General features: G+C 49.1%; 19 protein-coding genes and 1 tRNA gene. 16 read left to right on the top strand and 4 right to left on the bottom strand.

What is annotated here, in order from left to right; all coding sequences use genetic code 11:
• Positions 1-69: 69 nt before the first annotated feature.
• Positions 70-522: a hypothetical protein gene (locus NF347_RS08790; protein WP_107681636.1), complete on the top strand. Its 453-nt coding sequence runs from the start codon at positions 70-72 to the stop codon at positions 520-522.
• Here NF347_RS08790 and NF347_RS08785 read toward each other — a convergent pair.
• A complete protein-coding gene (locus NF347_RS08785; protein WP_107681635.1) occupies positions 519-815 on the bottom strand; it encodes a hypothetical protein in 297 nt (98 codons plus the stop codon). The genes NF347_RS08790 and NF347_RS08785 overlap by 4 nt on opposite strands.
• Positions 805-1,104: a helix-turn-helix domain-containing protein gene (locus NF347_RS08780; RefSeq protein ID WP_107681634.1), complete on the bottom strand. Its 300-nt coding sequence runs from the start codon at positions 1,102-1,104 to the stop codon at positions 805-807. Before NF347_RS08780 ends, NF347_RS08785 begins: the two co-directional genes overlap by 11 nt.
• A 180-nt stretch (positions 1,105-1,284) precedes the next feature.
• On the opposite strand from NF347_RS08780, the gene NF347_RS08775 reads away from it, so the two are divergent.
• The 12 genes from NF347_RS08775 (at position 1,285) to istB (ending at position 9,365) form a co-directional block, all read left to right on the top strand.
• On the top strand, positions 1,285-1,620 hold the full coding sequence (locus NF347_RS08775) for a DUF2958 domain-containing protein (RefSeq protein WP_107681633.1): 336 nt from the start codon (positions 1,285-1,287) through the stop codon (positions 1,618-1,620).
• 66 nt (positions 1,621-1,686) lie between these two features.
• Positions 1,687-1,929: a hypothetical protein gene (locus NF347_RS08770; protein WP_107681632.1), complete on the top strand. Its 243-nt coding sequence runs from the start codon at positions 1,687-1,689 to the stop codon at positions 1,927-1,929.
• A 12-nt stretch (positions 1,930-1,941) separates the two neighbouring features.
• A complete protein-coding gene (locus NF347_RS08765; protein ID WP_123542710.1) occupies positions 1,942-2,121 on the top strand; it encodes a hypothetical protein in 180 nt (59 codons plus the stop codon).
• Between the two features lie 233 nt (positions 2,122-2,354).
• A tRNA-Val gene (locus tag NF347_RS08760) sits at positions 2,355-2,427 on the top strand.
• A gap of 28 nt (positions 2,428-2,455) precedes the next feature.
• On the top strand, positions 2,456-2,827 hold the full coding sequence (locus NF347_RS08755) for a hypothetical protein (protein WP_107681631.1): 372 nt from the start codon (positions 2,456-2,458) through the stop codon (positions 2,825-2,827).
• A gap of 238 nt (positions 2,828-3,065) precedes the next feature.
• The gene (locus tag NF347_RS08750) at positions 3,066-3,851 is read left to right on the top strand and encodes a phosphoadenosine phosphosulfate reductase domain-containing protein (protein ID WP_107681630.1); all 786 of its coding nucleotides are present in this window, start codon (positions 3,066-3,068) and stop codon (positions 3,849-3,851) included.
• A complete protein-coding gene (locus NF347_RS08745) occupies positions 3,848-4,732 on the top strand; it encodes a ParB N-terminal domain-containing protein (RefSeq protein WP_107681629.1) in 885 nt (294 codons plus the stop codon). The genes NF347_RS08750 and NF347_RS08745 overlap by 4 nt, the downstream gene beginning before the upstream one ends.
• A 93-nt stretch (positions 4,733-4,825) precedes the next feature.
• Positions 4,826-5,281: a hypothetical protein gene (locus NF347_RS08740; RefSeq protein ID WP_107681628.1), complete on the top strand. Its 456-nt coding sequence runs from the start codon at positions 4,826-4,828 to the stop codon at positions 5,279-5,281.
• A gap of 90 nt (positions 5,282-5,371) precedes the next feature.
• A complete protein-coding gene (locus NF347_RS08735) occupies positions 5,372-5,974 on the top strand; it encodes a hypothetical protein (RefSeq protein ID WP_124029772.1) in 603 nt (200 codons plus the stop codon).
• Positions 5,975-5,996: 22 nt separating this feature from the next.
• On the top strand, positions 5,997-6,590 hold the full coding sequence (locus tag NF347_RS08730; RefSeq protein ID WP_107681626.1) for a glycoside hydrolase family 108 protein: 594 nt from the start codon (positions 5,997-5,999) through the stop codon (positions 6,588-6,590).
• A 462-nt stretch (positions 6,591-7,052) separates the two neighbouring features.
• A complete protein-coding gene (gene istA / locus NF347_RS08725) occupies positions 7,053-8,597 on the top strand; it encodes an IS21 family transposase (RefSeq protein ID WP_237613085.1) in 1,545 nt (514 codons plus the stop codon).
• A 27-nt stretch (positions 8,598-8,624) separates the two neighbouring features.
• Entirely contained in the window at positions 8,625-9,365 is a 741-nt protein-coding gene (gene istB / locus NF347_RS08720) for an IS21-like element helper ATPase IstB (protein WP_289685785.1), read from the top strand.
• Positions 9,366-9,856: 491 nt separating this feature from the next.
• Here the strand turns inward: istB and NF347_RS08715 are convergent, their stop codons facing one another.
• Together NF347_RS08715 and NF347_RS08710 are read right to left on the bottom strand one after the other, a co-directional pair.
• Positions 9,857-10,549, bottom strand: coding sequence for a hypothetical protein (locus NF347_RS08715; RefSeq protein ID WP_240605023.1), 693 nt, complete (start codon positions 10,547-10,549; stop codon positions 9,857-9,859).
• A gap of 100 nt (positions 10,550-10,649) precedes the next feature.
• Positions 10,650-11,084: a helix-turn-helix domain-containing protein gene (locus NF347_RS08710; RefSeq protein ID WP_306254140.1), complete on the bottom strand. Its 435-nt coding sequence runs from the start codon at positions 11,082-11,084 to the stop codon at positions 10,650-10,652.
• Positions 11,085-11,316: 232 nt separating this feature from the next.
• On the opposite strand from NF347_RS08710, the gene NF347_RS08705 reads away from it, so the two are divergent.
• The 3 genes from NF347_RS08705 to NF347_RS08695 all read left to right on the top strand — a co-directional run bounded on the left by NF347_RS08705 (position 11,317) and on the right by NF347_RS08695 (position 12,389).
• Positions 11,317-11,649, top strand: coding sequence for an SH3 beta-barrel fold-containing protein (locus tag NF347_RS08705; protein WP_107681865.1), 333 nt, complete (start codon positions 11,317-11,319; stop codon positions 11,647-11,649).
• 79 nt (positions 11,650-11,728) lie between these two features.
• A complete protein-coding gene (locus NF347_RS08700) occupies positions 11,729-11,968 on the top strand; it encodes a hypothetical protein (RefSeq protein WP_107681864.1) in 240 nt (79 codons plus the stop codon).
• On the top strand, positions 11,961-12,389 hold the full coding sequence (locus tag NF347_RS08695; RefSeq protein WP_107681863.1) for a hypothetical protein: 429 nt from the start codon (positions 11,961-11,963) through the stop codon (positions 12,387-12,389). The genes NF347_RS08700 and NF347_RS08695 overlap by 8 nt, the downstream gene beginning before the upstream one ends.
• Position 12,390 lies beyond the last annotated feature (1 nt).

The raw sequence follows: 12,390 nt of genomic DNA, 5'->3' as shown, positions 1-12,390 counted from the left end.
GTGCTTTGAAAGGCTAAAGGGTGTGCGCAGAAAGGGAATTATAAACCAAATATCACCCCTACTGCCAAGATGAACGAAAGTGCAAAAATCAACATTGGAAAGGTAGCAGCGTTGAAGAAGCTGCGAGAAAAAGTGAGCGAGCTTTCCGATGTAATGAAAGAATTGGGCGAGCCGATTCTTGATGACCTTGCTCTACTACCAGCAATCTACGAAGCATACAAACGTGTGTTCCAACGTCGCGGATGCCCGGATGAAGCCACAAGCGTCCGCAACCGCAAGAAATTTCTCATGGTCGTGTTGTATCTCTATTCGCCGAAAGCACTCGCCGGCGACAGGATGCGCATGGGATTACGAAAAAAAGTGTCGGAATTGTTCGGCTTGACTACAAGCACCCCAATATCCGACAACTGCGCGGGTCTTATCGTGCAATATCACGCTTATGCGGATTTCAGACGCGACGTTGACCTTATTTTCCAAGAGGTTCTGAATACTCTTGAAGATAAACTCATTGTTACTGACTAAATAGCGGAATACGCCGGCATCTTGATAGCATCTGCCGGATAGCCTACCATCGCTAACGCCTCGGAAAGATAAGCATCCATATTGGCGATAGCGGTGCGCCCCGACATACCCAGTCGCCAGAAGTACGACTGATATTCTTCCATGCTTTGATTAAGGTCAAGATGATACTTGTCAAAAAGTCCCTTAATGACGGCGCAATCCTCGTATCGTTCAGTGGATAAGGCGTATTGGAAAATGACGGTCAAAATCTGACTGCCGTAATCCATCAGTGCCTTTTCAAACTTATTCTCCATCGACGGGAACAACTTTAAGCTGCGCTCCGCATTTGGGGCAAAGGAACTCGTCCGCAGGTCTTTCTTTATTCGGCGCGGTGGCACGGATAGCGTCAAGCTCTTCATCTGACAAGAGCAGACTCCATGCCGGAACACCGAGGGCTTCGGCAATCTTCACAAAGGTTTCAACTTTGGGCATCGTGCCACGGATAAGCTGATTAAGACCTACGGTGGTCATGCCCAGTCTTTCCGCAAGGTCTTTCTGCGTCACACCGGCTTCAATGATGCGCTCTCTGATTCTGTTCTCCATTTCCTATTTTTCGGGTTAAAGTAAACTGTTTGCAAAGTTAACAAAAGAGGAATACAATTAAAGTATTCACTATGTTAAATAGTGTTAAGACAAAGCAAAAACTTATATTGTTATTTGGTGGATTAAATTATTTACTTTAACTTTGCATCGTAATCAATAACACCAATAAAAGTAAAAGGCATGAAACTGATAACAAAAGCACTTGAAAAGACCTTTGCAAAATATCCCATGTATTCGCAGGATGGCAAAGGCAACGATGCGGTAGTAATCGCAAAATTCTTTCTGCCGGGTAGCGGCTTCACATGGTACGTCACAGAAGCAGAAAAGCAGGCCAACGGCGACTACATGTTCTTTGGCTATGTAGAGGGCTTGGATAGCGAGCTTGGCTACTTCACACTATCGCAGCTTCAAAACGTGCGCGGTCGCTTTGGCTTGCGCGTTGAACGCGACATGTATTTCAACAACGGCAAGACCACACTTGCTCAAGTGAAACGCGAAAACGAAATGGCATACTAAACAACATCGACGGGCGAGCCGGTCATTAGATGGCATGGCTTGCCCGCCCTAACACCCACAAAAGCAATGATACTCAAACTTAAATATATCGGCGTTAACGACTGGAGCTATCGCGTGTATGAAGACCAGAATGGCCGTCGCTACGGCAATATAGAATTAGAAGATAGCAACGACATTAGCGCAATCTATCTCTTGACGGCTGACTACGAAGAGCCACTTTGCCCCATAACTGACTGCAAAGATTTGGAGGCGGTTGAAATCACGCACCGCGATGGCAGTGTAAACACAATCACAATCCCCAACAAATAAAATCCGAAAGCTATGGCAACAAGTCAGGAACTACCGGAATGGATGACCGAGGCGCAGATGGATGAACTTGCCGGCATCATCGACAATATCATCGGCGAGGGCGAAGAAGCCAACGCACCGCAATGGCGAATTGACAACGAGGTCAATAAAGCCACGGCGCGGTATATCGCCAAACATCACCCCAACGATTAAGCAGCAGAACCATGAGAACGATTAAATACAATAGCTTTGAAGAGGCATTTGCCGCGATGCTTGAATTTATCGACAAGGGAATCAAGTGCAAAGGCATCGGTCTGACAACCCTCGCTGTTTGGGATGACTGACGGAAAAAGACCTATTTACGACTTTGTGTAATAGGTCGTAAGAGAACGACACCGAAATGTTTTGCGATGCGGAAATAACAGTAATTTAGCATCGTAAAACATCGCGGGTTGGAGCAGTTGGAAGCTCGCCAGTTTAACTTGCTGGAGGTCGTCGGTTCGAGTCCGACACCCGCTACAAATAAAATCACTTACAAACAAAATCAATGAAAAAGTTAACCCTACAAATTGACAAAAAGTGCTTTCAGGCAATTCTGAAAGGCGAGCAGAAAGTCGAGCATCGGAACGTGTATCCCAATAACGCCAAGAAGTATGTCATCGAAGAAGACAAGACTGATGAAAACGGCGAAGCCATCACGGTTGTAACACCGGTTCACTACGATGCCCTCACCCTTATCAATGGTCGCCGCAAGGATGCGCCCCGTCTGACCGTGGAGGTCGTATCGGCTGAATTTGTCGTACTGACCGACGAAGACGGCAATGATTTGACCTTTGAAGAGAATGGCGAAGTGTACTATGTTTGTCAGGTATGGTACACCCTCGGAAAGGTTCTTGAAACCGCCAACATCAACGAATAATCATTAACCCTTTAACACTATAAGTGAGTTAGACGTAGAATTGATAACAACTATGGCCCCCGTCGGAACATGAACGGTGCCGGTGCCGGTGGCCGACTCGTAGCCCGTCGCACCCCTGCGGGCGTAGTTGCTGGTCGTAGCCAGCTCGGAAATCGTGAACAGCGTCGCGCTGACCTCCGCGCAGCCTTTGCTGACCAAATCCGCGCCGCTGGTGGAACAACCGGCTAAACCCTAAATCATGGCAACGCAGAATGTAAACAAGTACGCAGAAACCATGTCAATAATTCGGCGTATCCGTCAACAGACGGATACTGCCGTTTTATATTATTCAGCCGGCGGAAAGGACGGCATCGCTTTGCTTGATATGTTAGCCCCGGTTTTCAAAAAGGTTATCTGCTATTACATGTGGCTCGTGCCGGGTCTTGACCATGTGAAGCCCTATCTGCAATGGGCGGTACGGAAATACCCCAACGTTGAGGTTCGCCAGATTCAGCACTATCAGCGCGACTATTACGACCGCTTCGGATTCTTTCAGGATGGCGAGGGCGACCCAAGCATCAAGCCCCGAAAGGTAGGCGAGCTTGAGGAGGAGGTCAGACAGGAAACCGGCATCAAATGGGCGTTCAGCGGAATGAAAGGCGTTGACGGCTACATGAAGCGTATGCGCCTTTTGACTTTCAAGAAGCGCAACGGCACGTACATGACCGACAAAGGAATGGTTTACCCCCTTGCCGTCTGGACGAACAAGGAGGTGCTTCGCTATATCGAAATGCGGAATCTTATCAAGCCCTTTGTCTATAACCCCAAAGATGTAAGTCAGGGCTTTGGCATCGACTTGCGCTCCTTGCTTGTGCTTCGGAAACGTTTCCCCCTCGACTACGAGCGCACCATCCGCGAATTTCCCTTTTGCGAAAAACTCATCTTCGACTATGAAAACGGCATACTGCCATACGGTCAGGAGAAAGAGGTCATGGAAATAATCAAGCGCATAGAAACCGAATCAGAAGAATCAGACGAAGTATGAAGCCGAACAAAATCAAACAGGCAGAACAGCGCACCGTCAAGCGAAGCGAAATCAATTTTGCTTCCTACAATCCACGTACCATCAGTGACGAGGCGCGAAAAAAGCTCAAGAAAAATTTACAGACCGTCGGCCTGCTGGGTGGCGTGGTCTGGAACATGCGCTCCGGCAATCTTGTATCCGGTCATCAGAAAGTAAGCATCATGGATGCCGTTAACCGCTACGATGCGGAAACGGGCGCAAACGATTACGAATTTCGTGTTGAGGTCGTTGACTTTGACGATAAGACGGAAAAAGAGCAGAACCTCTTTATGAACAACCGAGCCGTGCAGGGTACATACGACGATGATATGCTGCGCGAGCTTCTTCAAGGAATAGACTATACCAATGCCGGCTTCGACGATACCGATATGCAGCTCCTCGGTCTTGGCGATTTCGGCGACTATGATATGGGCGACATGTTCGGCGACGATGGCGAAGATGCCACGGATGGCGGCGATGCTGACGCGCCGGGCGAACCCACGGAAAGCAAAGACTGGTCAAAGGGCGATGTTGTCGGCGAGCGTGAAGACCTTGCAATCCACGATGAAATGACAAAGGAAAGCGGCGAGAATCACAAGCTCGACCGCAGCGCGGATTTTTATCAGGATAGCGAGGCCAACCAGATAGCCCGCCACAACGAAGTGCAGAAAATCAAAGACCGCATCGCAAGTCAGAACGACGTGAACAAGGACGGCGGCATGTTGTCCTATGTAGTCATCAGCTTCAAGACACCGAGCGAGAAAGTCCGCTTCATGGAAGATTACGGCTTCGACCCTATGGCCAAGTACATCAACGGCGAAGAATTTGTAAACAAATTGGAATTTGGCGATGATGAAGATTAACGCAAAAATTTAACTTTATTCTTTAATTTAGTATTGCGCAATTAAAGAATTTTGTTTAACTTTGCATATTATACAGACACTGACAACAGAGATATGAACTACCGATTTTTAAGCAGCATAACCGACGCGGAGGTTGCGGATTTTCGCAACAGGCTCGCGGCTGAACTGGCGACACGCATGACCGGCGACGGCAAGCGTGTTATCAGTGACGAGGCCATCGGGCAGGAGGTCAACCTTAACATCTCCACGGAAGATGCGAAGAAATATCTGCAAAGCAACGACGCGGAGAATTATGACTACGCGCAGCTTGCAGACGTTATCGCGGCCAAGTACCGCACATTCAGCGATGAAGACATCATGGCCACGCGCAAGGCGATGGTCGATAAATTCATGGCTCTTGCCGATGAGTATGGCTGGGATAAAGAACAGGCACGACGCGATGCCAAAAAGGAGTTTTACGACAACCTTTCTGACGGAACTATCCTTGAACTTCTGCGCAATGGCGAGTCGATTGAGGATTATGTCGAATATGTAAGTATTTACGACTGATAGCGAGTTAAAAAGCCACGTAAGACAGATTATAACGCGAGAGTCACAAAGGCACTCAAGGGAAAGGGCGTACCTCACCTTGAAGAGCCGATGTACCGCGTATCCGCGTCGGCTTTTACAAAGGCTATAAGACGCGGCAAGGCATCGCAAGGCAGGAACGGCTGGATGGTTGACCTGCATAGCAAAAGCGAATACAAGCGGATGCGATGCTTTCTTACTCCGGACGGAAAGACAGGTGTAGCGATAAAACGCGATGGGGATGTAGTGTCTGTATTCTCCACCAGCGGAAAACGAGGCGCAATGGCAAAAATCATACCGTTTGCGGTCGCTAATGGTGGTCGCAAACTGGATTGTTATGCTTTCTCGGATGGCCGCAGTTCACTTCACAACATGTACGGAAGATTCGGCGCAAAGGCTCACGGCAAAATGACCTTTGACCCGCAATATAATCCTGTTTTCCAACGCACGGCGCAGGCCAATCCCGGTATGCGCAGACCCTCTCATGTCGTGGCGATGACGCTGCCGGGCAGTCTTGCCGGTGTCATGCGGGCTTACAACGCTGACAGGAAGATTGACCTTGGGCGCGTGAGGTCGTATAATGATTACGACAAGATGATGGATGACCGAAACGCGCATCTTGCACTACGCGGAAAGTCAAGCGGTGTCAGAGGCGCACTTGGCGGCGGTAAATAACCAACCCTAACACTACAAGAATATGGCAAAGATTGAAGAAATCATCCCGTTCATCCTTTACTTTGAAGCCGGCGTAAACAAACGCTATCTTTCACTTCCTCCCGAACAGATATTTGAGCAGGCGAAAAAGACGGGCTTCGCAAATGACCCCGACGATGCCGGCGGCGCGACCATGTGCGGTATCACGATAGCGACCTACAAGGCGTACTGCAAGCGGAAAGGCTATCCCGTACCTACGGTGTTCAGCCTGCGTAACATCACATACAAGCGTTGGCGCGACGTACTCAAGACGCTTTTCTGGGACAGATGGAAAGCCGATGAAATCAAAAGCCAAGCCCTTGCGAACAACCTCGTCGATTGGGTGTGGGCAAGCGGCGTGAACGGCATCAAGATACCGCAGAGGCTTCTCGGCGTGACACAGGACGGAATTGTCGGCCCAAAGACGATAGCCGCAGTCAACGCAGCCAACGAAGCGGAACTATTCACGAAGATTTACGAAGCCCGCATCAATTTCGTGGATGGCATCGTGCGCAGAAAGCCGAGCCAGAAGAAATTCATCAAGGGCTGGAAACGACGTATCAACGCAATCACCCTATCCGGGCTGAAATTCACATGATGACTTTACGCAAGAAATCCATAGATGACATTTACCGACAAGCTCAGTCAATCAAGGTTGAGCTTGCTGGTGGATGTCATTCCAACTGGGTATCATTGATTGATAAAATCTTATATCGCTATATTGACAATATTAAAAAATCAGCGGCATACCTACATTGCAAAATAGCCAACCATAGCAGAGAATTAAACTTCAGCGCAGCCGACTTTATCAGGATTAGGAATATTGCTAATAGCCTACAAGTTTATTCCCCGGTTTACATGGTGGAAAAACTCAGTGAATTTGCCCCCCGGTTGACCAGATAAATTGACCCCCGGAAAATCATTTAAATTGACCCCCGTCCGGTCAAGCAAATTACCCCCCGGAAAAAGACTTTACGGGAGTTGGCAAAAGGAGTTTTTGAGCTATATTGTATGTTAAATAATATTAAACATACGACTGATGGCAAATCGAAAACTGAGCATGAACAAATTAAGACAGGTGCTCCGATGCCACGCCAACGGCAACGGAGCCAAGAGTATCAGCAACCTGACGGGCATAGCGCGCAACACGGTGCGTAAATACCTCCGGCGGTTTATGGAGCTGAACCGTGGCATCGAGGATCTTCTGAAACTGGAGGATCCGGATCTGAATGAGATTTTCGGAGTGAGAGCGGTCGGTTCGGAACCCGTGTCAAGCCGCCATCAGGAGCTTATGGGACTTATGCCTGATTATGTCAGACGTCTGAAAAAGAGAGGTATGACGCGGCAGAAGCTGTATGACGACTATATCGGGAGTCACCCGGGAGGCTATTCCCGGTCGACGTTCAGCCGTCTGATGCGTCTGTATGTGGCGCAGATGCACCCTATAGCGCATCTGGAACACAAGGCCGGCGACAAGATGTATGTCGATTACGCAGGCGACCGTCTGGAGCTGGTCGACCGTGACAGCGGCGGGATCATCGCCGTGGAGGTGTTCGTGGCCATACTGCCTTGCTCACAGCTTACATATGTTGAGGCCGTGATGAGCCAGCGCAAGGAGGACTTCATACGGTGCTGTGAGAATGCGCTTCATTTTTATGGCGGGGCACCGGCGGCCATCGTGCCAGACAATCTCAAGGCTGCCGTAAAGAAGGCAAGCCGTTACGAGGCGGAGCTCAATGAGGATTACGCGGCCTTCGCCGAGCATCACGGTTGCGCAGTCATACCGGCACGCGTGCGCAAGCCGCGCGACAAGGCCCTGGTGGAGGGCGCCGTCAAGCTCATCTACCGCAGCATCTACCCGTTGGTGCGACAGCGCACTCATCATGATCTTGTGTCGCTGAACGCCGCTATCCGTACGGCGCTGGAGCTTCACAACAACGCCCGCATGAGCGGACGCCCTTACAGCCGCCGCGAGCAGTTCGAGGATCTGGAGCGCATGTACCTGCGCCCGTTAAATCCCATAAGGTTCGAGCTGAAGGAACGGCATACCGCCACGGTACAGCGCAACGGGCACGTACGCCTTGACCGCCACTACTACAGCGTGCCCCACCGTCTTATCGGCCGCAAGGTCAACATACTGTATGACTCACGTACGGTTGAGATATACTGCGGCGGAGACCGCGTGGCCGTACATCCCAGAGGATGGCGCCCGTACGGGTATACCACGGAGCCGAATCACCTTGCCTCGGCCCACCGGGACCTGAGCGGATGGAGCGTCGAGGGCTTCCTGAGGCAGGGGGCACGCATACATGCCGACGTAGAGGACTTCCTGCGGCATGTCATAGAGTCAAAGACCCATCCCGAACAGGCCTACAAATCCTGCAAGGGCATACTGTCGTTCGCATCCAGGGTCGGCAACGACCGCCTGGTCAGGGCCTGCCGCAGGGCCGCATCCTCCGGACTCTACAACTACAGCGCCGTCGACTCGATACTGCGCAGCCGTCATGACTGCCTCGATGACGACACCCTTCCCGGTCAAGAGTGCGAGGAGAGCGCCCAGATGCCCCGGCATGCAAACATACGCGGGAAGGAATACTTCAGGTAACATATCAATCCAACAATACATACAACAATGGAAATGAACCAACAGACACTCGCCCGGATGTCGCAGATGCGGCTGCTGGGCATGCACGCGGCCTTCCGCACATCAATGGAATCGTTCAAAAGCGAAGGCATGACAACAGACCAGTTCGTGGCGTGGCTCGTGGAAAATGAATGGGACGACCGCACCAACCGGCTTATACAGCGCCTGCAGAAACAGGCCTCGTTCCGTTACCGCGCCTCAATCGAGGAGATAGACTACTCCCTTGAGCGCGGCCTTGACCGGAACCTGCTGATGCGGCTCTCCGAGATGACCTTCGTCACCGAGCCACGCGACATCTTCATCACCGGCAGTGCCGGCACCGGCAAAAGCTACATAGCAACCGCTCTGGGCTACCGGGCATGCCAGAAAGGGATGCGCGTGCTATACGCCAGCACAGCACGCCTGATGGGCCAGCTGAAGGCCGCAAAGGCAAAAGGCACGATTCTTACCGAACTGAAAAGGATCGAGCGTACCGACCTTCTCATCCTTGATGACTTCGGCATACATCCCTTCGATGCCGCCGCGCGATCCTCACTGATGGACATAATCGAGGACCGGCACGGACGACGGGCCACCATCATCACCTCCCAGGTTCCCGTATGCGACTGGCATGACGTGATCGGAGAGAAGACGATCGCCGATGCGATCCTCGACAGGATCGTGCACCACTCGATAAGGATAGAGCTCTTCGGAGAGTCCATCCGCAAGTTGCAGAATAAAATCAAATGATTATTTTTGTAAATAAATCTTAATTATCAACACGCCATCAGAATCCCCCAGACCCTATTGTCAACCCCTGTAAAAACTGTCCAAAAATCACAGGTTATCAATGGGGGTCAATTTAAATAATCCATAGGGGGTCAATTTGTTGAGAATATCCACCTATCCGTTTACAAAAGAAATGCGCCACGGTGGAATAGACCACTATGGCGCAATCTTTATCGCTATTGGTAGCGATTATTATCTACAAGATATGAAATCGTCAGGCGCGATAAATCCTTTTGCTTCCATGATTCCAATAGCTACTTCGGCATCTATTTCCGAGCAATCATACGCTATACTGATACAACCCTCGGATACATAGCCAATAGTCGGCAAGAACTCACCAAACCCCTAAAGACAATATGCGAGGCAAACACCTGCAACGCGCTGTCGGCCTTTACCCATTGTCGGATGGCTTTATCATAAGCCTTACGCATTTCCTTGTCTTTCATAACCTATTATTCAATTCTGATATAGACGCGATACCAGCTATATTCGCGGTCAAAGGCATCCGTGAACGTAATCGGGTCTTCTGAGTCGGCTTCACATACCGGCTCAATGGTGTACTGGGCAACATTGGCTTCAAGGGATTTATCGCCGCACACAAACGTTACTGTTTCCGTCTTCTTTGGTTTAAGTGCCTTCGTACCGAAAAGCGCAAGGTTATCATTGGTCAGATTAAAGAAAACCGAGTCAGCTTCGCCATCCTGCAACTGATTGATGAAATCGCTGCATAAGGGGATTGTCATGTGTGTTCCGTCACGTGTGATAGGCGGCACGTCCACACATTCAGGCAGATTGTCTTCCGTAATGTCAGGCAAGTCAAAGATACCCAGTTTGCCCTTGACATTAAGAATAGGCTTTTTGAATAGCTTCACATCGCGCATGACCCATTTATATTCCGCGCCGTGGCCCTCTTGCGCCCAGATTGAGAAATTCTCTTCTTCGCACCGGTCTATGGTCGCCACGCCTACGATGGCAGACGTTGGCATATCTGCGATTGCCGGGATTATTCCCATATTCTGCGCGTTTTCTATTGGGTTCGCCCATACCAGCGGCATGGTGTTTTCGTCGATGTTGTGCTTCCGTGCGCCAACATGAATAAGAACGCGCATAGGTGTTGACTTCAACGCCCATTTGCGGTTTTCCACATCCTTTATGCCAGCACATATCAATGACCCCCACGGCTGTTGAATTGAAAAAGCTCTCATTTATTCATATTGCTTTTGGTTAGTAATCCTTATTGTGGTATCAATCTTTATTTAAGCCTGCGTCCGCATCACAATCAAGATTAAGTAAGGCGCACAAATCATTCCGTAGCTTCATAATGTCTGCGTTTTGTGAGTGATTTTCATCCAGATGTGTGAAAAATCGAGATTGGCAGAGTTTATGAAATTCTGATTTGTTCCATGCTTTGAGTATATCCATGACTTCATCCATCGTGGTCGGTGTATGTGTCCTCCCTTTATGATAGAAAAACGCGATGAACTCTTGTGAAACTACTTCTTCCGGTGATGCGAAAAGTTGCCAAACTGGTACACCAAGTGCAGCGGCAATCTCCTCCAGTTTAGCTCTGGTGGGGTTCTTTAATAGGGCATTGACGTTTTGCCGCGATGTTCCCATCATTTCAGCAAAAGCAGTTTTTGACAGCCCTCTTTCATTTAGTATGTCTTCAATTCTATCCATAGTTATTAGTAATGGTATAACTTGACGCAAAGTTACTACAAAAATTTGATATGTGCAATTATAACATTACAATTTTAGACCTAACTAATAATTATGTAAAAGCATAAAATTGCTAATAAATGTTAAAAGTAAAAATAAATCATTACATTTATTTTGTAGCGTAAAAATAAATCATTACCTTTGCAATGTGATTAGAAACCGATAGTCATTCACCCAATAATAAATAAGGAGTATGAAGACAACAAGAAATAACCTGAAAGATATAATGACCCTTGCATGGTCATTCGTAAAGCGTAACGGCTTCACTATGGCAGAGGCTATGAAAACCGCATGGCGCAACTACAAGCTGAAAAACGCTATGCACGGCGGCATCGTGAAATTCTACTTTCTGAAAGTGGATAGTACGCTGCGCGAGGCTTACGGCACATTAAAGGAGAATCTCCTGCCGGCTACACAAGGCACTGGCAGACGTGCCAACGACACAGTTCAAACATACTTCGACACCGAGAAAGGGGAATGGAGATGCTTTAAGAAAGCAAACCTCGTGCGCATCGCTAACGCATAAGACATCAAACCGGGGATGCTGTCAGCCACGGCATCCCCAACCCCAAACATCAAACGTAATCAATAACACCAATAAGACAATGAAAATAATCGCTAACATCTTCTATGTAGGCCAAATCGTATTCTCAGCCGCCCTCGCTTTATGGGCGTTATACATGGCACTACGCGGCCTCTTTACCGGCGGGCCACTGTTCGTAACTATCTGCTTCGCCGTAATGACATGCACAACCTATTGCCTCATGTACGTGCCAAGTGTGCGCGAATACAAGGAGCATAAGGCAAGCCACAACAAAAAGACACAGACAGAGCAAAATGACTGAACCGCAGACCGACATACAGCAAGACGTTGACCGCGTGGAAATCAGCGACACCCTTATTGACTTGATTGTCGATAAGATGGTCGATGAAATGAATAAGCGGATAGCCAATATTCAGCCAAGCGATGACCCCTCGGCTGAATACGGCGAATACTGGACAAGCGGAAGCTATGATAGCGATGACTATTTAGAACTGGACGAGCCGAATGATGAATACGGCATATCATACAAGTTTGAGCTATCGTGGGAATACCGCGAGTGGACTGAATATTGGACTGACCCGGTATGCTACCCATCGTTTGACGAAATGCGGAATGAAACCGGCTACGTCTATGACATAGAAATCGACACCCCGGATGGCGATGCAGTCAAGCAAAGCATCTGCGACGCTATCGCAAAGAAAGTAAACGAAATAATCAAGTAAA

Source organism: Paramuribaculum intestinale (assembly GCF_030759015.1).
Classification (GTDB): Bacteria; Bacteroidota; Bacteroidia; order Bacteroidales; family Muribaculaceae; genus Paramuribaculum; species Paramuribaculum intestinale.
The sequence above is the reverse complement of the archived record's forward strand: the minus strand, read 5'-3'. Positions and strand labels throughout refer to the sequence as shown.